At 62.0% G+C, this 19,856-nt stretch carries 16 protein-coding genes and 2 pseudogenes; 3 read left to right on the forward strand and 15 right to left on the reverse strand.

Annotated features, from left to right (window positions below; translation table 11 throughout):
* Nucleotides 1-182: 182 nt before the first annotated feature.
* The 8 genes from mgrA to M728_RS08830 all read right to left on the reverse strand — a co-directional run bounded on the left by mgrA (nucleotide 183) and on the right by M728_RS08830 (nucleotide 10,488).
* Nucleotides 183-1,211 carry an L-glyceraldehyde 3-phosphate reductase gene (gene mgrA / locus M728_RS08795; RefSeq protein ID WP_026621740.1) on the reverse strand — a complete coding sequence of 343 codons (1,029 nt, stop codon included), beginning with the start codon at nucleotides 1,209-1,211 and terminating at the stop codon, nucleotides 183-185.
* 219 nt (nucleotides 1,212-1,430) lie between these two features.
* On the reverse strand, nucleotides 1,431-2,564 hold the full coding sequence (locus M728_RS08800; protein WP_026621741.1) for a Gfo/Idh/MocA family protein: 1,134 nt from the start codon (nucleotides 2,562-2,564) through the stop codon (nucleotides 1,431-1,433).
* A 15-nt stretch (nucleotides 2,565-2,579) separates the two neighbouring features.
* Nucleotides 2,580-3,341, reverse strand: a complete 762-nt coding sequence (locus tag M728_RS08805) for a sugar phosphate isomerase/epimerase (protein WP_026621742.1) — start codon at nucleotides 3,339-3,341, stop codon at nucleotides 2,580-2,582.
* Between the two features lie 129 nt (nucleotides 3,342-3,470).
* Complete coding sequence (locus tag M728_RS08810; RefSeq protein ID WP_026621743.1) at nucleotides 3,471-5,945, reverse strand: glycoside hydrolase family 2 protein; 2,475 nt, start codon at nucleotides 5,943-5,945, stop codon at nucleotides 3,471-3,473.
* A 90-nt stretch (nucleotides 5,946-6,035) separates the two neighbouring features.
* Complete coding sequence (locus M728_RS08815) at nucleotides 6,036-7,118, reverse strand: ABC transporter ATP-binding protein (RefSeq protein WP_026621744.1); 1,083 nt, start codon at nucleotides 7,116-7,118, stop codon at nucleotides 6,036-6,038.
* 6 nt (nucleotides 7,119-7,124) lie between these two features.
* Entirely contained in the window at nucleotides 7,125-8,042 is a 918-nt protein-coding gene (locus tag M728_RS08820) for a carbohydrate ABC transporter permease (RefSeq protein ID WP_034884004.1), read from the reverse strand.
* 16 nt (nucleotides 8,043-8,058) lie between these two features.
* Nucleotides 8,059-8,967 carry a carbohydrate ABC transporter permease gene (locus M728_RS08825; protein ID WP_026621746.1) on the reverse strand — a complete coding sequence of 303 codons (909 nt, stop codon included), beginning with the start codon at nucleotides 8,965-8,967 and terminating at the stop codon, nucleotides 8,059-8,061.
* Nucleotides 8,968-9,252: 285 nt separating this feature from the next.
* On the reverse strand, nucleotides 9,253-10,488 hold the full coding sequence (locus tag M728_RS08830; RefSeq protein WP_026621747.1) for an ABC transporter substrate-binding protein: 1,236 nt from the start codon (nucleotides 10,486-10,488) through the stop codon (nucleotides 9,253-9,255).
* A 505-nt stretch (nucleotides 10,489-10,993) separates the two neighbouring features.
* Here M728_RS08830 and M728_RS08835 point away from each other — a divergent pair.
* Nucleotides 10,994-12,043 (forward strand): LacI family transcriptional regulator, encoded by a 1,050-nt coding sequence (locus M728_RS08835; RefSeq protein ID WP_026621748.1) that lies wholly within the window; start codon nucleotides 10,994-10,996, stop codon nucleotides 12,041-12,043.
* A 23-nt stretch (nucleotides 12,044-12,066) separates the two neighbouring features.
* Here the strand turns inward: M728_RS08835 and M728_RS08840 are convergent, their stop codons facing one another.
* The 3 genes and pseudogenes from M728_RS08840 to ccoS all read right to left on the reverse strand — a co-directional run.
* Entirely contained in the window at nucleotides 12,067-12,336 is a 270-nt protein-coding gene (locus tag M728_RS08840; protein ID WP_026613766.1) for a hypothetical protein, read from the reverse strand.
* A gap of 99 nt (nucleotides 12,337-12,435) precedes the next feature.
* A complete protein-coding gene (gene gndA / locus M728_RS08845; protein ID WP_026621749.1) occupies nucleotides 12,436-13,866 on the reverse strand; it encodes an NADP-dependent phosphogluconate dehydrogenase in 1,431 nt (476 codons plus the stop codon).
* 180 nt (nucleotides 13,867-14,046) lie between these two features.
* Nucleotides 14,047-14,166 (reverse strand): annotated as a pseudogene (gene ccoS, locus M728_RS08850) (cbb3-type cytochrome oxidase assembly protein CcoS); the annotation flags it as partial.
* 130 nt (nucleotides 14,167-14,296) lie between these two features.
* Between ccoS and M728_RS08855 the strand changes: the two are divergent.
* Nucleotides 14,297-14,673: pseudogene (locus M728_RS08855) on the forward strand (SRPBCC family protein).
* Nucleotides 14,657-15,010 (forward strand): VOC family protein, encoded by a 354-nt coding sequence (locus M728_RS08860; protein ID WP_026621750.1) that lies wholly within the window; start codon nucleotides 14,657-14,659, stop codon nucleotides 15,008-15,010. Before M728_RS08855 ends, M728_RS08860 begins: the two are co-directional and overlap by 17 nt.
* 384 nt (nucleotides 15,011-15,394) lie before the next feature.
* Here the strand turns inward: M728_RS08860 and M728_RS08865 are convergent, their stop codons facing one another.
* The 4 genes from M728_RS08865 to M728_RS08880 form a co-directional block, all read right to left on the reverse strand.
* Entirely contained in the window at nucleotides 15,395-16,105 is a 711-nt protein-coding gene (locus M728_RS08865; protein WP_026621751.1) for a PAS domain-containing protein, read from the reverse strand.
* 459 nt (nucleotides 16,106-16,564) lie between these two features.
* Nucleotides 16,565-17,488, reverse strand: a complete 924-nt coding sequence (locus M728_RS08870; protein WP_026621752.1) for a lipid A biosynthesis lauroyl acyltransferase — start codon at nucleotides 17,486-17,488, stop codon at nucleotides 16,565-16,567.
* 13 nt (nucleotides 17,489-17,501) lie between these two features.
* Nucleotides 17,502-18,530 carry a zinc-binding dehydrogenase gene (locus tag M728_RS08875; RefSeq protein WP_026621753.1) on the reverse strand — a complete coding sequence of 343 codons (1,029 nt, stop codon included), beginning with the start codon at nucleotides 18,528-18,530 and terminating at the stop codon, nucleotides 17,502-17,504.
* A 38-nt stretch (nucleotides 18,531-18,568) separates the two neighbouring features.
* Nucleotides 18,569-19,852 (reverse strand): beta-ketoacyl-ACP synthase, encoded by a 1,284-nt coding sequence (locus M728_RS08880; RefSeq protein ID WP_026621754.1) that lies wholly within the window; start codon nucleotides 19,850-19,852, stop codon nucleotides 18,569-18,571.
* Nucleotides 19,853-19,856: the final 4 nt, after the last annotated feature.

The following is a 19,856-nucleotide window of genomic DNA, read 5'->3' on the forward strand; positions in this document are numbered from 1 at the left end:
GTTCTTGCCGGCCGCACAGGACCGTGAAGGCACGCTGTGAAAAGGACGGCACACCGCACCATACATATTCACCAATGCATGTCCAGCGGCCGTTTTCCGGCGCTCTCTTCGACTGTTGTCCGAGGAGCAGGAAGCAGCCTCAAGTTGCTCAAAATCGAGGCAAATCAAAGCATTCCGCCAATTCAGCGCTCGGCCGACCTGGCCCAGAGATTGATATCGGCCTCGCGCGCGTAAAGATCGATCTCGGCCAGTTCCTCGGCCGTGAAAGCGTCGTTCTCCAGCGCCTTGACGCAGTCGATAATCTGCTCGGAGCGGCTGGCGCCGATCAGCGCGGAGGTGATACGCCCGCCGCGCAGCACCCAGGCAAGCGCCATCTGCGCAAGCGTCTGACTGCGCCGTTCCGCGACGCCGTTCAACTTGCGGATGTTTTCGATGATCTCCGGGCGAATGAAGTCCTTCTTGAGGAAGTGGTTCAACGCGGCCCGGCTGTCCTGAGGGATGCCGCCAAGATACTTCCCCGTCAGCATGCCTTGCGCGAGCGGCGAGAAGACGATCGAGCCGATACCGAGATCATCGAGCGTGTCGACGAGACCATCGTCCTCGATCCAGCGGTTGAGCATGGAATAGCTCGGCTGATGGATGAGGCAAGGCGTGCCGAGATCCTTGAGGATGGCCGCCGCCTCGCGGGTACGCTGCGAATTGTACGAGGATATCCCGACATAAAGTGCGCGGCCCGAGCGCACGATGTGGTCAAGCGCGCCGCAGGTCTCCTCGAGCGGCGTGTCCGGATCGAAGCGGTGGGAATAGAAGATATCGACATAGTCGAGCCCCATGCGCTTCAGGCTCTGGTCGCAGGACGCGATGAGGTATTTGCGGCTGCCCCATTCGCCATAAGGGCCAGGCCACATGTCATAGCCGGCTTTCGACGAGATGATCAGCTCGTCGCGCAGGCCTGCAAAGTCCGTGCGTAGGATCTCGCCGAAGGCGATTTCCGCCGAACCGGGCGGCGGACCATAATTATTGGCGAGATCGAAGTGAGTGATGCCGAGGTCGAAGGCCGTGCGGCACATGGCCACCTTACGCTCATGCGGCGTATCGCCTCCGAAATTGTGCCAGAGCCCGAGCGAGATCGCCGGCAGCTTCAAACCGCTCCTGCCGCAGCGGTTGTATTTCATTTTCTCGTATCGGTTTTCCGCCGGTTGCCAGGCCATGCTCATGTTCCTCGTTTCGGATGAGTGCTTGAATATCCCACCCACGAATACCCCTCCCCAACCCCTCCCCACAAGGGGGAGGGGCTTGGTGCCCGCGGCACTCGCCTGCAAAACTTCAGCCTTTGCGTGTGTTGATCCCGTTGAGACGGAAGCGGAACAGTGCGGCAAGGTAAGTCCCTCCCCCTTGTGGGGAGGGGTTGGGGAGGGATTGTTCCACCCTCAACGCAGAAGCGCCTGTGCCTCCTCGATCCCGAGCGCAGCAGGCTGCGTACACGTGGTCGACAGAGTCACGAAGCGACCCTCCTCGCCCGATTTTAGGATCGACACCATCACGTCGACGCCATGCAGCGCGCGCTCGAGCGAGCAGCGGGCGTCGCGGCCCTTGAGGATCGCATCCGCCATGTCGGCGAGGCCGGCCGTGCGGTAATTGGCGATCGGTCCCATCGGGTGATCCCAATTGTCGACCGCGAAGGGGTGTTCCCACATTTCCAGCGGCTGAATGTTCCTGTCGCGGCCGCTCGCTTCGACCATGCCGCCGAAGAAGTTGGGATCGGGCACGAAGAGCGATCCCTCGGTGCCGTAGAGCTCCATGTTGGCGTGGCGATGAGACCAGACGTCCCAGCTTGCCGAGAGCGTGATGGTCGCGCCGTTCTGGAATTCGAGCAGCGCATGGATGTTGGTCGGCGTCTTGACCGGAATCACCTCGCCCTTGCGCGGCTCGCTAGTGATAGTACGCGTAGGACTCGCCATCGAGGACAGCGCGGCGACACGTTTGACCGGTCCGATCAGGTTGATGAGATTGGCAATGTAATAGGGGCCGAGATCGAGCACCGGCCCGCCGCCGGGCAGGAAGAAGAAGTCCGGGTTGGGATGCCACATTTCCATGCCCGGGCTCATGACATGGCATGTGCCGGAGGTGACGCGGCCGATCTTGCCGACGTCGATATAGGCCCTGGCAAGCTGGTGCGCGCCGCCGAGGAAGGTGTCCGGCGCGCAGCCGACGGTCAGCCCCTTGGCTGTGGCGATCGCTCTCAACTCCTCTCCCTGCTCCAGCGAGAGCACGAGTGGCTTTTCGGAATAGACGTGCTTGCCAGCTTCGAGGATCGCCTTCGAAACGGGGAAATGCGCTTCCGGGATCGTCAGATTGACGACGATGTCCACTTCCGGGTTGGCGAGCAGAGCCTCGATGCTCTGGGCCGTGACGTCAAATTCCGCGCCGCGCCCTTCGGCGGCCGCCGGATCGATGTCGGCGCATGCAACGACCCGGATGCCCTTGAAGAGAGGTGCAAGCTTGAAATAGGTGGTGGAGATATTGCCGCATCCGAGGATGCCGACGCCAAGTTCTTTTGCCATGGAAATATCCGTCACTCAGTAGGATTGGATGGAAGCCAGAGAGCGCTTGGCGAAACGCCGGAAATCGCTCGGATTGTCATGCTCGGCGATGAAATATTTCGCCGAAGTCGTGGAAAGCGCGCCGATAAGCCGCTTCCAGTCGAGCGTTCCCTCACCCACATCGGCCCAGCCGTCCTCGTCGGTCTTTTCGCCCTTGGCCGCGATGTCCTTGACGTGGACGGCGGTGATGCGGTCCGCATATTTCGAGATCCAGGCGAAGGGATCGGCGCCGCCGCGAACGATCCAGGCGATGTCGGCCTCCCAGGAAAGATCCGGGCCGCCGGCGAAGATATGGTCGAGCGGCACCGAGCCGTCGGCGAGCGCATGGAACTCGAAATCATGATTGTGCCAGCCGAAGTCGAGCCCGGCGTCGCGGAACGGCTTGCCCGCCGCCTGCAACCGCGCGCCAAAGGCCCGCCAGCCGACTGCGTCGTTCGGGCGCTCGTCGGGCATCAGGTAAGGGCAGTAGATGGCGCGAATGCCGAGCGCGTTGGCGATCTGCAGCACACGCACCGGATCTTTTTCCAGCATGTCGAGGCCAAAATGGGCGGTCGGCATGGCTAGGCCATTGCGATCGAGTCCCGCCTTGAACTCGGCGATCTCCGCATCTGTAAGCGCCGCATAGAGCGCGCCGTATCCCTCGACCTGCGTGTAACCAGCAGAACCGAGGGCGGAGAGCACCTCGGCGAGCGGCGGGAAGTTGCGGGCGCTGTAAAGCTGGAAGCTGACGTCTTTCATCGAAATTCTCCTCGTGGAATTCGTGGGAACAGACTGGAAGGGCGGAAGCGGTTGTCCCGCCACTCATTCACTGGATGGGATTGGCTGGTGGGGAGCCGCGCACTTGAACAGGAGGGCTTGTCATATCGCTCAGCCCCTTCCCTGACAGGATTCGAGATCGTAGACGCTGAGGCGCGGCGTGGCGTCTCCCTCAAAAGGCGCCTTCGGGGTGAAGCGAACGGTCTTCTTCTCGCCCAGGGTCAGATCGAAGGCGTTGTCGGAATAGCGCCCCTCTATGTCGGCCTCGATCATCACATGCAGCGCCAGACCGGTGCTGCTTACGGTGACGTCAAAGGAACCGTCTGGTCGGGGCGCCGCCTCGATGCCCAGGCCCGACGGCGAAAGGTCGAGCGCCTTATAGGTTCCGTGAACATAATGTCCCTCGCCGCGCATTCCGTTGGAGGCCTCGAAGGACCAGAAGAGAAGCGCTTGCGCGGGGATGTCCGTTGCGGCGATCGTGACGAGCGTCGCTGCCCGATCCGGTGAGCACGAGCCCGCCGCGGCGAACAGCGGCTGCCGTCCGCCGTCGAGCGAGACGAGGAAAGTCTGCAGTTCCACGGTCACCGGCCCGGCCGTATCGTTCACCATCGAGAAGGCAATGTCCCGTCCGTCGGCGGACGGAATGGCCGCTACGGCGACCGGCTGGAAGAAGCGGCGCGCCATGTAATGCATGGCCTTCCAATGGCCGCCATAATCGAGGCTCGACCAGGATGCGACCGGCCAGGTGTCGTTGAGCTGCCAGTAGAGCGTGCCCATGCAATGGGGTTTCAGCGACCGCCAGTAATCGACGGCGGTACGGATCGCGAGGCCCTGCTGGATTTGGCTCAGATAGACGAAGCTCGGAAAGTCCTTGGGGAAGCGGAAGTAGCGGAACATCGTGCCGGCGATCCGCTCGTTGCCGCCGGCATTCTTCTGATGTGCCTCCATCACCGGCGAGGCGATGTTGAGATCCCGCGCTTCGGCGAACTGCCTGATGACCGGCATAGAGGTATAGGACTGGAAGCCGAATTCCGAGCAGAAGCGCGGCCGTACGGTGCGGTAATTGTCGAAGGACTTGTTCTCGTGCCAGACGGACCAGTAGTGCATGTCGCCGGCGCCGTCCGCATGCCAGGCATCCCCGAAATCGAGATGGCCGACCGACGGGCTGGATGGCCACCAGACCGCTTCCGGGCAGGCCGCCTTCATCGCCGCCTCCACCGTTCGGTTCAAACGGTCATAGGAGACGAGATAGCGGTCGCGGTCCTTGCGGCTTTCCTCGAACCAGTTGAGCGCACCGACGAGCTCGTTGTCCCCGCACCAGAGCGCGATCGACGGATGGGAGGAGAGCCGCTTGACCTGATAATCCACTTCCGCCCGGACATTCTCCAGGAAGTCCGGCGTCGAGGGATAGAGATTGCAGGCGAACATGAAGTCCTGCCAGACAAGCAGGCCGAGCCGGTCGCAAAGATCGTAGAACCAGTCCGGCTCGTAGAACCCGCCGCCCCAGACGCGGATCATGTTCATATTGGCATCGACCGCCGAACGAAGCAGATCCTCGACGGCCTCCGGCGTGACGCGCGACATTAGGGCGTCCGCCGGTATCCAGTTCGCTCCACGGCAGAAGATCTCGCGCCCGTTGACCCGGAAAGCGAAACGGCTGCCCGCCTCGTCCTTGTCGGTGACGAGTTCGATCGTGCGGAAGCCGATCTGGCGCGTGACGCTCTCCTCGGGCGTCTCCACAGTGAGGATCGAGAGCGCCTGCTCACCACTGCCGGCCGGCCACCAGCGCCTGGGCTCCGGCACGGTGAAGACGTGGATGACGCGCGTTTCGCCGGCGCCGACCGCGCAATCCAATCGCTCCCGCACGCCGTCGAGTTCGAAATGAATGGGGATGATGCCAGGATCGCGGGCAAAGAGCGTGACGGTGACCTGAAGATCGACCGAGCCGTCTTCCAACCAGACCTGACGTGTCGCGACGTGCTCGATGCGCGCCGTCTCCAATCGGCAGAGCGCGAGCGAGCCGTAGACGCCGAGGGGCGCGATGGCGATGTTCCAGTCCCAGCCGAAATGGCATTGCGGCTTGCGCAGCATGTTGCCATTGGCAATCGGCGAATTGCCCTCGTGATAAGGCACGTAGAAGGGTTGCGCCGCCTGTCGCCGCGCCCCTTCGGCGATCGCCGAATGAAGCACGATGCGGATGCGGTTCTCCCCTGCGACAAGTGCCTCCGATACATCCGGACGATGACGGCGGAAGCAATTGTCGGCCTTAAGCACCAGCCGGTCATTAACGAAGACGGAAGCGATCGTATCGATGCTCTCGAAATCGAGGTACCAATGCCCTTCCAGATCGCCTCGATCGATGGCGACGGTGCGCTCGAGCACCCATTCCTTGTGCGCCACCCATTGGACCTCCGCCTCGTTCCTCCCGTGATAGGGATCGGCAATGATGCCGGCCCGCTGAAGCGCGCTGTGTACATCGCCCGGCAGCGCGATGGTCGAGGCGTGGCTGTTGTCGGCCGAGGCGAGCAGCCAGTCGCCGGAAAGATCGATGCGGATGGCGTCGCTGTTCAAGGTTTCGGCAGGCATTTCCATAGTCCGATCACACCCCGGCGTCCCCGCCGGCACTATTTCATCGATGCGAACCGCAACCTCGCCCCGGCTCGCGCTTCGCAATCGTCAAAGACGCTTTTCGCTGGCGGCGTCGAAGATCGAAGCGACACCCATGTCGAAGGAGAGGCGCACGGTGCTGCCCGGCGGATAGCGGCGCTGCCCGGCGAGCCGCACTGACATCGACTGGCCGGCGAGCGTCAGCCAGAGCAAGTTATCGGCGCCCATCGGCTCTTCGATGTCCACCATCGCCTGGTGGGCGTCACCTGCCCCGGGCTCGTCGACCTTCACGTGCTCCGGCCGCACGCCGAGCACCACCTTCTGTCCCCGCTGGAGCTTCGTGCGCGCGGGATAGGCGCTGACGTCGAAGGCGACGCCATCGACGCGGACGAAGTTGCGCCCTTCCCTCGCCTCCACCTCGCCGCGGAAGAAGTTCATCGATGGCGAACCGATGAAGCCGGCGACGAAGAGGTTCTCCGGCGCGTTGTAGATCGTCATCGGATCGCCAAGCTGCTGGATGACGCCGCTCTTCATCACCGCAATGCGATCGGCGAGCGTCAGCGCCTCGATCTGGTCGTGGGTGACATAGATCATCGTATTCTTCAGCGACTGGTGCAGCCGTTTGATCTCGACGCGCAGTTCCGAGCGCAACTTGGCATCGAGGTTCGACAGCGGCTCGTCGAACAGGAAGACATCGACGTCGCGCACCAGCGCGCGGCCGATCGCCACGCGCTGGCGCTGCCCACCGGAGAGCTCCGACGGCTTGCGCTTGAGGAGCGGCTCGATCTGCAGGATTTCCGCAGCACGCTTGACCCGCTTGTCGATTTCCGCCTGCGGCACCTTGGCGACCTGCAAACCGAAGGAGAGGTTTTTCTCGACCGTCATCTGCGGATAGAGCGCGTAGGACTGGAACACCATGCCGATGCCGCGGTCCTTCGGCTCCTCCCAGGTGACATTGCGATCATGGATGAAGATCTGCCCGTCGGAAACGTCGAGCAGGCCGGCGATGCAATTCAAGAGCGTGGATTTGCCGCATCCCGATGAGCCGAGAAGCACCAGGAACTCGCCGTGATCGATATCGAGGTTGAGCTTGTCGAGCACCGTGACGGCGCCGAAATTCAGCGACAGATCCCTGACAGATACACTGGTCATCCTTGCTTATCCTTTCACTGCGCCGGCTGCGATGCCGCGTACGAACAGGCGGCCCGAGACGAAATAGACGGTCAGCGGCACAAGGCCGGTCAGGATCGTCGCCGCCATGTTGACGTTGTATTCCTTCACGCCCTGGACCGAATTGACGATGTTGTTGAGCTGAACGGTCATCGGGTAGTATTCCGGTCGGGTGAAGACCACGCCGAACAGAAAGTCGTTCCAGATGCCGGTGACCTGCAGGATCATCGCGACAACGAAGATCGGCAGCGACATCGGCAGCATGATCTTGAAATAGATCGTCCAGAACCCGGCACCGTCGACGCGGGCCGCCTTGAACAACTCCTCCGGCAGCCCCGCGAAATAGTTGCGGAAGAGCAAAGTCAGGATCGGCATTCCGAAGATCGTGTGCACGATGACAAGGCCGGTCAGAGTGCCGTAGACGCCCATTTCCCTGAGCACGATCACGATCGGGTAGATCATCACCTGATAGGGAATGAAGGCACCGACGATCAGGATGGTGAAGAACAGGTCCGCCCCCTTGAAGCGCCAGTTGGCGAGTGCATAGCCGTTCACCGAAGCGACTGCGATCGAGATGATCACCGACGGCACGGTGATGCGTACCGAATTCCAGAAGCCGCGCGACAGCCCGTCGCAATTGAGCCCGGTGCAGGCTTCGGCCCAGGCTTTCACCCAGGGCTCGAAGGTGATTTCGAGCGGCGGCGCGAAGATATTGCCGACGCGAATCTCCGGCATGCCCTTGAGCGACGTCACGATCATCACGTAGAGCGGCAGCAGATAATAGAGAGAGACGACGATCAGCGTGCCGTAGACGATGATGTTACGGCGGGAAAGCCTCCTGCGGGGTTTGGCTCCCCGCGGCCCGACCTTGACCCTGTCGGAAGCCGCATCGTACGCCGTAACCATGCCGTTGTTTGCAATGTCATCCACGCTTGCGCCCTCCCCCGAATTCCAGATACGCCCACGGCACGATGATTATGGCGACGGTCAGGAGCATCATGGTGGAGGCGGCAAAGCCCTGCCCCAGGTTCTGCGCCTGGAACATGTAGTCGTAGACGTATTTGGCGGGTACCTCGGAGGCGATGCCGGGGCCGCCGCTCGTCTGCGCCACCACGAGGTCGTAAACCTTGACGATGCCGCTTGCGATGATCACGAGCGTCGTGATGAAGACGCCGCGCATCATCGGGATGATGATCAGCACATAGGTCTTCCACATCGGAATGCCGTCGACCCGCGCCGCCTTCCAGATGTCCTCGTCGATGCCACGCAGGCCGGCGAGCATCAGGCACATCACAAGGCCGGTGCCCTGCCAGAGTGCGGCGATCAGGATGCCGTAGATGACGATGTCGGAATTATAGAGCGGGTCGAAGTTGAAGCTCGTCCAGCCGAGCGACCGCACAATCGACTGTGCTCCGTATTGCGGATTGAGCAGCCACTGCCAGACCAGGCCCGTGACGATGAACGACAGGGCGAAAGGATAGAGCATGATCGTCCGGAATGTATTCTCGAAACGGATCTTCTGGTCCATCAGCGCGGCCAGCACGAAACCGATGACGAGGCTGAAGATCAGCGACAAGACGCCGTAGATGGCGAGATTCTCGATCGAGACGAGCCAGCGTGGTGCCGCCCATAGCCGCTCGTATTGGTCTAGACCGACGAAGGACAGGCGCGGCAGCAGCTTGGAGTTGGTGAAGGAATAAAGAACTGTCCAGGCTGTGCCGCCGACGAAAATGACCACGGCTGTCAGGATCATCGGAATAGAGGCGATCTTCGCATTCAGGTTCCGCAACCACTGATTCGGCCGAGCCGAGCCGCGTGTTTGACCTGTCATGTTTGCTCCTCCGGAACTGCAATATGTCAATGGGCGAGCAAGCTACTGCCACGCCAACCGCCTCACCCGGCTATCGCCCTGCCAGCCACGCCGCGTTCACGTGAATTCATAACGAACGCTCAGAACGCTCTGATTAAAAGCCATTTAATCCGTCCTTGGTAATCCAGCTCGAAGGCGGACGCTCCTCGCACGCCGACGCCATCAGACATCGACACGCGTGCCCGGCGCGAGCGCGTCGTGCCGAATGGGGCCCCGCGAATGCGCGGGGCCTTCAGGCGGAGAACGTCAGTCCGCCGCTGCGATGATCTCGGCAAAGCGCTTCTGCGCATCCTCCGGAGTTATCGACGAGTTTGCAAAGAACTCGGAGAAGAGGTCTTCCTTCTGCTTCTGGCTGTCTTGCGAGAGAAGCTCGTCGGTGCTCTGGATCACGTTGCCCTTGGCAAGAATCTCGAGCCCCTTCTTCATGCAATCATTGGCGGTCGCGAGATCCACGTCACCACGCACCGGCAACGAGCCCTTTTTCAGGTTAAAGGCGACCTGCGTCTCGGGCTTCAGCAGCGTCGATGCCAACTGCTCCTGCGCCTTCGACTTTTCCTCGTCCTCGATCAGCGGGAAGTAGAACGCATCGCCTCCGGTCGAGATCACCTCGTTGACGCCGAGGCCCGGAAGGCAGGTGTAGTCCACGCCGGCCTTCTGGCCTGCGAGCTGGAACTCGCCCTGCGCCCAGTCGCCCATGATCTGGCCGCCGGCTTTACCGGTTATGACAAGGTTCGTCGCCTGATTCCAGTCCTGGACATTGCTGCCCTTCGACATCTTGCGCGCGTCGTCGGCAGCCTTGAAGACCTTCGCTATTTCCGGTCCGGCGGCGACTTCCTCGTCCTTTTTGGAAAAGACCTGCTCGAACACGTCCTTCCCGGCGATCGCGACTATCAGGACATCGAATGCCCCGGATGCCTGCCATGGCTGACCGCCGAGGGCCAGAGGTATGATACCGGCCTTTTCAAGCGCCGGTGCCGCTGCGACGAATTCGTCCCAGTTCTTCGGAACTGGGACGCCAGCCTGCTTGAAGGCGGCGTTCGAGAGCCACAGCCACTGCCAGGAATGGATGTTGACGGGCGCGCAGTAGATCTTGCCCTCTATGGTGCAGGAGTCGAGCAGGCTCGAGGGCTTGACGATCTCCTTCCAGTTTTCGCGCGTGGCGACATCGGTCAGGTCGCGCATCAGCCCCGCCTGCACCAACTCTTCCGCCTGACGGCCATGGTTGAACTGGGTGGCGCCCATCGGGTCGCCCCCGGTAATGCGGCTCACCATGATCGGTCGCGCCGTTCCGCCGGAGCCGGCGATCGCGCCGTCGACCCATTTGTTGCCGGTCGCATCGAATGCCTTGGCAAGCTCGGCGACCGCCGCGGCCTCACCACCCGAGGTCCACCAATGCGTGACCTCCAGATCGGTGGCGTTGGCTGCACCGAGCGGCAAGGCGACGGTTGCTGCCAGAGCGCCGGCCAGAGAACGTAATTTCATGAGTCTCCTCCCTCACTGTAACGTTACCGTAAAAACTTAGTTCAATCGATTTCGAGACGCAACACCTGCAACGGCCAATTCAGAACAAATATTCATTTGCGACTTTTGCGTGTATTCCGCTTCGGTCGAGAGTGCCCGAGCCGGGCATCCGAAAGCACCGGAAGCCTGCAAGAATTGACATATAAACACTCGTAATTTCAGAACTTTTTCAACTCAGTGGTGGAAGTACAACGACTTGCGCTTCGCAGGCGCAGTGCCGGAATTTTGCAAATGCGAGATTCAACCCTACGGTTATGCGCGTTGCACTGCAGCAACAAAAAAGCTCGACATCGCTACTGTATCGTTACAGATTTGCTCCGATATGACGTCACCTCCACAAACCCCTGCGGTAACTTGGAGTGTGGATCTGTGAAGATGGCGTCGCGGAATGGTAGGGGGGCGGGGTTGCGTGTCGAAAGCGCTCCCCCTAGAGAACCCCTTGAGGAAGCGGGCTTAAGTGACGGGCATGGAAGGCAGAACAAAGAACAAAGCGGCGCCGGCGGAAGGCGGCAGGCCGACGCTGAAGACGATCGCCTTCATGACCGGGCTCGGCATCACCACGGTATCGCGCGCGTTGAAGGACGCCCCCGATATCGGCGCGGAGACCAAGGAGCGCGTGCGCCTGGTGGCAAAACAGATCGGCTATCAGCCGAACCGGGCGGGCGTGCGCCTGCGGACGGGCAAGACCAATGTCATCAGCCTCGTGCTGACGCTGGAGGAAGAGATCATGGGCATCACCAGCCCCATGGTCATCGGCATCACCGAGATCCTCGCCGGCACGCAATACCACCTGGTGGTCACGCCCTATAGCTCGGCCAAGGACCCACTCGGCCCCATCCGCTACATCCTGGATACGGGCGCGGCGGACGGCGTGATCATCTCGCGCACCGAGCCGCACGACCCGCGCGTGACGCTGCTCACCGAACGTCGCCTGCCCTTCGCCACCCACGGGCGCACCGAGATGGGCATCGTCCACCCTTTTCACGACTTCGACAACGAGCGCTTCGCCTACGAGGCGGTGCGCAGGCTCGTCGAACGCGGCCGGCGGCGCCTGGTGCTGCTGGAACCGCCGCCCAATCTCACCTTCCATTCGCATATGCGCACCGGCTTCGAGCGGGGCTTGCGAGACTTTGGCGCGGAATCCGTCAGTTTCCATCAGGTCAACATCGACCACAGCCTCGTCGCCATCCGTGATGCGTTCGAGAAGCTGATGCAATCCTCCGACGCTCCGGATGGCATCGTCTCCGGCAGCGGCTCGGGGGCGATCGCCCTGATCGCCGGTGTCGAGGCGGCCGGCAAGAGGGTCGGCGAGCACGCCGACATGGTCTCCAAGGTGCCGAGCGACTTCCTGCGCTGGCTACGCCCGGAGGTCATGACCATGTACGAAGACATCCGCGTTGCCGGCCGCGAGCTCGCCAAGGCGGTAATCGGCCACATCGAAGGCCGGCCGCCCGAAACGTTGCAGAGCCTCAGCCAGCCGGAATTTCAGCCGCCGATGGCGAGGCCGGTCAGATAGCCTGACGAGGGCAGCCGCCCTCCTCAAATGCCTACGGCCGGCCAGTACTTGTCGTCGGTGAAATCGTGCGGAATGGGATTGAGCTGCCCCAGCTTCTCGGCAACCAAGTCGATCTGCATCTTCAGATAACGGATTGAATTGGGGATCGGCGCGCCGGTGGCAAGGCTGCGTACTCGCCATTGGTCGTAGCCGGACGCCCTTATGCGCCGCTCCGCCTCGTCGCGGATGCTTGCTGGCCCGGTAACGGGCGTGGTTTCGATCGCTTTGCCCCCTTCGATCACCCTGAATTTCATGCTGCCTTCCCAATTGCTCCCTGGTTGAGATGCCATGAGCTTGTCGTGAAAGGGCGACCAGCGCCACCCTTCCTTTGGTAGAAACCAACTAAACTGATCCTACGCGTTCAGCCCACTGCCCCACGGCCCGTGGTGGCTATCGGCGCCGTCGACGCGGTCGAAGCCGTGAGCGCCGAAGAAGTCGCGCTGAGCCTGAATGACATTCGCGGTGCCGCGGCCGCGGCGGTAGCTGTCGAAATAGCCGAGCGCCGAGGCGAGCGCCGGCACCGGCAGGCCGCCGAGCACGGCTGCCGAGACGACGCGACGCAGCGCCCCGTCGGTCTCCTTGACCATCGCCGCGAAGGCAGGTGTCACAATCAGGTTCGCCGCGTCCGGCGCCTTGGTGAAGGCGGTGGTGATCTCGTCGAGGAACTGCGAGCGGATGATGCAGCCGGCGCGCCAGATCTTGGCGATCGTCGGCATCGGCAGGCTCCAGTTGAACTCCTTCGAGGCGGCAGCCATCACCGCGAAGCCTTGCGCATAGGCACCGATCTTGGCGTCGAGCAGCGCGTTTTCAAGATCCTTGATGAAGGCGCCTTTGTCCTCCACCTTGAATTCACCGACGGATGGCAGTCCGAGGATCTTTTCCGCCGCCTCGCGCTCCTCCTTCATCGAGGAGATGCTGCGGGCGGCAACCGCCGCTTCGATGGCGGTCGCCGGCACACCCATGTTCTGCGCCTCGATCACCGACCACTTGCCAGTGCCCTTCTGGCCGGCCTTGTCGAGGATCAGGTCGACGATCGGCCTGCCGGTCAGCGGGTCGGCCGCCCTCAGCACCTTCTCCGTGATCTCGATCAGGTAGGAATTGAGCCGGCCCTTGTTCCAGGCACCGAAGACCTCGCCGATCTCTTGCGCCGTCATCTTCAGCCCGTCGCGCAGGATGCCGTAGATCTCGGCGATCATCTGCATGTCGGCGTATTCGATGCCGTTGTGGATCGTCTTGACGAAGTGGCCGGCGCCGTTCTCGCCGAGCCAGGCGACGCAAGGATCGCTCTCATATTTCGCTGCGATCGAGGTCAGCACCTTCTCGACTCGGGCGTAGGACTCCTCGGTGCCGCCGACCATGATCGACGGCCCGTGGCGCGCGCCCTCCTCGCCGCCGGAAACGCCCATGCCGATGAAGGTGAGGCCACTATCCTTCAGCGCATCGAAGCGGCGCATCGTGTCGCGGAAATTGGCGTTGCCGGCATCGATCATGATGTCACCCTTGGCGAGATGGGGCTTCAGTGCCTCCATCTGCTGATCGACCGGATCGCCGGCCTTGATCATGATGATGATCGGACGCGGCGGGCGGATCGCGGCGACGAAATCCTCGATCGTCTCGCACGGAACGATCTGGTCCTTGAGCGCTCCGGCCTCCGCATAGAACTTCCGCGTTGCATCGACCGTCCGGTTGAAAACGGCAATCTTGTTGCCCTTCTCAGCGATGTTGAGCGCGAGGTTCGACCCCATGACGCCGAGGCCGATTAGGCCGATTTCCGCCTGTGACACGTGATTGCCTCCATTGGACAGGAGGGGCGGACACGGGGTCGCGATGGAGCGTTTCGTGCCGGCCCCTCGAATTGATCTGCGCGTGTCTGTCAGCCTCGAAGGAAGAGGCCAGTCGGGACACGCGGCGCGGAGGCTGTTTTGGCACTCAAATCGATTTACGACAAGCCACTCCTGGCAAATTCAATCCTTTTCCGGCTCGTCATTACAGCCATCGAGCACACGCCACGATGCGCTTTCGAAGTCCTCGTACTGACCGCCCTTCAGCGCCCAGAGGACGGTCGCAAGCCCGGGGCCGCCGAGAAGTGTCGTTCCCGCTTTCCACGCCGCAGACTATCCGGAGCTGCAGGGAAGGATCGATCGCGAGATCTGGTCGCGCGACTAAATTAATTCGATGCATGTCCCGCAAACACCAAACTTTTGCGCGATATGCATGGGAAAGACGCGGGCCGCTGGCGCTAGCCCGCGGTCCCCGTCGTGGCGCGAGGTCTATGCCTTCATGGCCGATCATGAGAAGATGCCTCTTTGGGCATCCGGCCTCTCGTCGGGTCTCGTCCGCGATGGCGACGAGTGGATCGCGCGATGCCGCTCGGCAATGCTCGCGTCCGCTTCGCTCCCGACAATGAGTTCGGCGCCAATGGCGACGGCGCGGAGGTGATGTTCGCGCTGCTCAAGCAGCCAAGCATGAGCGACGAGCAATTCGCCGCCGATGCCGCCTAGGTGGAAAAGGATCTTGTCTCCCTTAAATCGATCCTGGAATCCGCAAACGACACATCAAACGACGGGAAAGACCATGGCAAACAAAGGTAACGACCGCCGCATCGACTATATCGAATTCAACGTGACGGACATCGCCGCGAGCAAAGCCTTTTACGGCAACGCCTTCGGCTGGACCTTCACCGATTACGGCCCGGAATATTGCGAATTCGCCGATGGCCGGCTGACCGGTGGCTTCACAACGTTCGGCCCGGTCCGCAGCGGCGGACCGCTCGTCATCATCTATGCCGATGACCTGGAGGGCGCCCAAGGCCGCGTCGAGGCGGCCGGCGGCAAGATCCTCAAGCCGATCTTCACCTTCCCCGGCGGCCGGCGCTTCCACTTTGCCGATCCGGACGGCTACGAGCTGGCGGTCTGGTCCTCAGGGTAGACGCGTGCCGTCTTTGAAGCGCGTGCGATCCTCGCATCCCGAATCGGACGACGCCCTAGTCGCCGAAGCGGATGAACAGTGCGCCGACAAGACCGAAGACGACGATGCACTGCAGAATGTACATTGGCCATTCCTGTGACATCTCGTATCCTCCTGTCGAGCATCACCCGTTGTCACAAATTCGCGCTTCGAAAGCACGTGCCGTTGCCGCCCGCGTGAGTCTAACATTTCCGGCGGAGTTCCGCACAGAAAAGCCGTGCGCCCGGTGACGGGCGCACGGCTTGAGCGGTTGAGGAAAAGTGTGAGCGGTTTTCCTTCACCGCTCCGTTCGCCGGGGCCGATCGTCTCAGACCTTCATTCGCCGCCCCTTGGTGCCCGCGACGATCAGGCCGCGATAGCCTTGCGTCTGTCGGCATTTTCCTGGATGACGAGGATCGCGCCGATGAGCTTGCCGGTGCTCGATTTGCACGGCGTCATGCGACAGCGTACCACCGTGGTGCGGGAGTCGACCGTCTTGGCGAAGGTGTAATCGACCACTTCACCAGCAAAACAGCGGTCGAGATAGGCTTTCACCCATTGCTCGAAACGCTGGAGGCCGATGAATTCGACGATGTGCCGCCCTATGAGATCCATCGGCCGGCTGTCGAGATAACTCGCATTTACCGGATTCGTGTAGAGATAACGGTAGTCCGGTGTGATGACCGCGATCCTGTCGGGAAAGCAGTCGAGGATCGCCTCGTTGAGCAGGCCTTCGTCGGCACGCCCCTTGCTCGGGAATTTCGGCGCGCGTTCTAGGTCCAGCCCGGCGAGATCCGTCGAACGCGTCGCGGCGAAATAGCGATCGATCAACGATTGAAGCAATTGCGAATGACGCAGGACGCAGGCGACGTCGTCGGCCTCCATGCGCAAGATGTCGATGAGAAACTGAAACTGGAGCCGGGCATCTTCGACACTCGCGGCCCTTTCGTCGTAAACGGCCTTCAATATCGGCTCGAGTTCACGATCGAGAATACCGATCAGATGTTCGTCCGCCACGCTCACGGCGTATTGCAACTGTGAATACTTGAGCCAGAACAACTCAATCAATTCGTACAATTCGAAAAGCCTCATTCCCCGCGGCCGGGCCGCGCCAATGCATTCCAAGACAAACAGTGCGCCGCAGCAACAATCCCTTTTTTGATAAAATCTCCCTTTAAAACACGCTCAAAACCGCATCGCGCCCCTCACCCAAAGCGCTTGCAGCCGTCCCTCCGAGCACAACGATGAGTTTACACCCATTAGAGCACCGTTCAACAGGAGAAAGCCGGCGCGACCGACTTCAAACGTTTACGGAAGTCACGACATCGGGTGGCAACGGCGGAAGGGCTTGAAAAACTCAGCGGATACGCGCCGCCAAAGCGTCGTGCGAATGCTCGGACCACCGAAACGCGCCTTCGATTCAGAAGGAACGCAAAAGACGCCGCACCTCTTCAAGTTGAAGATCGCCGTTGCAATGCATGCCGCCCGAAAGTGTGCGGCGGTCTGGGGTAACGACATGCACAAAACAAGGGGCGGTTAAAGGCTGCGCTTGATGTTCCAGCGGTCGTGGTACCAGAGCCATTGGCCCGGATATTCGCGCACCCAGCTTTCGACCTTGTCGTTCAGCATCTGAGCCGTAGCGTTGACGTCGACGCTGCCGTCGGCCCGGCGCGGAATTTCAACCGCCGGCTCCAGTTCCAGCCGAAAGCGCCCGCCGGGCAGGCGGATGCAGCGCGCCGGATAGACCTCGCAATTGAACTGGCGGACGAGCTTGGCAAGCAGCGGGTTTGTCTGCACATCCCGACCGAAGAACTTCGTCTTCAGCCCCTTGCGGAATTTCTGGTCGACGAGCACGCCAACGCCCCCGCCGTGCTCGAGCTGGCGGGCGAGTGCGAAGGAGGAGCCCGCATGCGATGGCACGAGATTGCCCATGCGCGCCTTGCGAAACTCGAAGACCTTCTCGGCGAGATACGGATTGTTCGGCGGCCGGAACAGCACGGTCACGTTCAGGCCGAAAGCCGAGCCCGCGACCGGCAGCATTTCGAAATTGCCGCTATGGGCCGTGAAGACGATGAAGGGCCGCGGATTGTCGCGCAGTTCCAGAAAGAGCGGAATGCCGGAGACCTCCACCCTGCCCGGCTCCTTGCGCTCGGGATCGAAATCGAAGAGACGGTCGAGAAAGACATACTCGGCCGCGAGCCGCCCCATATTGCCCCAGCTTTCAAGCGCGATCTCCCGGATTTCCGCCTCGCTCTTTTCCGGGAACGCATTGCGCAGGTTGATGAGCGTCAACGTGTGGCGACGTGTCTTCGGGCCGACCCAGCGGGCGACGCGATCCATGAAATTGATCGCCCGGTCCGCCGGAAACAGCTTTAGCACTGTGAGAAGCAGAATAACGAATTGTGCAATCACCCACTGCCTGAAGCGATCGGCCGCCAGCACCAGCCGTGTGATCAGCATACGCATTGGAAGATCAATCCATTCTGAGGATGATCTTGCCGAAGACCTGACGCGATTCCATCCGCTCCAGGGCGCGGTCGATATCGGAGAGTCCGACCTCTGTGTCGATCACCGGATGAACAAGGCCGCGTGCCATCTTCTGCATCGCGCTGGCCATGTTCTCCATGCGGCAGCCGAAGGAGCCGAGCAGCTTCAGTTGCTGCTGGAAGAGCATCATCAGGTTCATTTCCGTCGAAACGCCGGAGGTCGAGCCGCAGGTGACGAGACGTCCGCCCCGCTTCATCGACAGCATCGAGCCGGCCCAGGTGTCCTTGCCGACGTGTTCGAAAACAACATCGACGCCCTTCTTCTTCGTCAGTTTGCGTACGACGCCTTCGAAACGATCGGTGCGGTAGTTGATGACGTGATCGGCGCCGAGCGCCTTCGCCCTTTCGATTTTATCGTCCGAGCCGACGGTGGTGATGACGGTGCAGCCGATCTTCTTGGCAAGCTGGATCGCCGCTGTGCCGATACCGGAGCCGCCGGCGTGGACGAGGATCGTCTCGCCGGGTTCGAGCTTGGCATTGTCAAAGAGCATGTGCTCGACCGTGCCGAAGGTGACGGGAGCAAGCGCTGCACCGACCGCATCGACGCCCGGAGGTGCGGGAACGAGCAGGCGCGCCGGCAGGTTGACCTTCTCCTGCGCGAAACCATCCAGATGGAAGCCGTGCACGCCGCTCACATGTTCGCAGAGGTTATCGCGCCCCTCCTTGCATGGGCGGCAGAGACCGCAGGTGCGCGCACCGTAGATCGACACGAGTTGGCCCGGCAGAACATTGGCGACGCCGGGGCCGATGCTCTCGACGACGCCGGATGCCTCCGCGCCGATGACGAGCGGCATCTTGCGCTTGGCAAAGGCCATGCCGCGCCAGCCCCAGACGTCGATGTGGTTGAGCGCAACAGCCTTGACCCGAAGCGTCACCTCACCCGGGCCCGGCGCTTCCGGCTCAGGAATGTCGGTGGTTTCGAGCTTGCGGTCATCGAGCAGTTGCAGGGCACGCATGGTCTTTCCTTTTTTGTATTTTCGAGCGTTTGCGCGTCTCAGGCCGGCTCGGCGGTCATGACGAGGCTGGCGTTCTGGCCACCGAAGCCGAAGGAGTTCGACAGCACCGCAGTGACCTGCTGGTCGCGCTTCACGTTCGGCACGACGTCGAGAACGATGGCCGGGTCCGGGTTCTGGTAGTTGATGGTCGGCGGCAGCGTGCCGGTAAGCATCGTCTGGATCGAGAAAACCGCCTCGACCGCTCCGGCGGCCGTCAGCGTATGGCCGATCATCGATTTGTTGGAGGAAACCGGAATCGACGGCAGCCGCTCGCCGAAGACGGCCGACATCGACAGGTATTCCATCTTGTCGTTTTCCGGCGTCGAGGTGCCGTGAGCGTTGATGTAGCCGATACCGCCCTCATCGATGCCGGCGTCCGCGAGTGCCGCGCGGATGGTCGCGATCGCCGGCCCACCATCGGGCGACGAACGCGTGCGATGGAAAAGGTCGGCCTTTTCGCCGCAGCCCTTGAGGATGCCGTAGACGCGAGCGCCGCGGGCGAGCGCCGCATCGAGCGACTCGAGCACCAGCGTCGCCGCCCCTTCCGCGATCACGAAGCCGTCGCGCTCCTTGGTGAAGGGCTTGGACGCCTTTTCGGGCGGATCGTTCTGGGTCGAAAGTGCCGAGAGCAGAGAGAAGCGGATCAGGGCTTCGGCGCTGACCGAACCGTCGGTTGCGACCGTCAGCGCCCGGTCGGTGCGGCCCTGGCGGATTGCCTCGACACCGAGCTGGATTGCAGTGGCGCCGGAAGCACAGGCCGTCGAGAGCGTGACCGGCAGCCCGCGCGTGCCGAAGCGGTCGGCAAGGCGCTCGGAGATCGAGCCGAAGAGCACGGCCTCATGGAAGACGGGGTCCGCCTTCTCGCGCATGGCGGCGAGGAAGCGATTATAGGCGTCGCCCGGCCGCTCGGACGGCGGCGAGCGGTCGGCGAGCTCGAAGCGGGCGCTCCATTCCGGTTCGATCGGCGGCGCCGCCAAGAAAAGCGGGCCGTTGAAATCGCCGGAAATGCCGGCCTGTGCCAGCGCTTCCAGCGTCGTCTCGCGCGCCATCGCATAGGAGCGCTCGACCGCGTTCTCTGCCGGCAGCTCGATGAAGTCGACGGTACCGCTGATCCGCGTGGAAAGGCTGTCGGTCGGGAAGCGGCTGATCTTGTGAATGCCCGAAACGCCGCCCGAGAGCGCTGCCCAATTGTCTTCGAGCCCCTGGCCAAGCGAGGTGATGACGCCCATGCCTGTGACGGCGACGATCGGACGGCCGAGGTGATCCTTATAAGCCTTGCTCATGCCG

Source organism: Ensifer sp. WSM1721 (genome assembly GCF_000513895.2).
Taxonomy (GTDB): domain Bacteria; phylum Pseudomonadota; class Alphaproteobacteria; order Rhizobiales; family Rhizobiaceae; genus Sinorhizobium.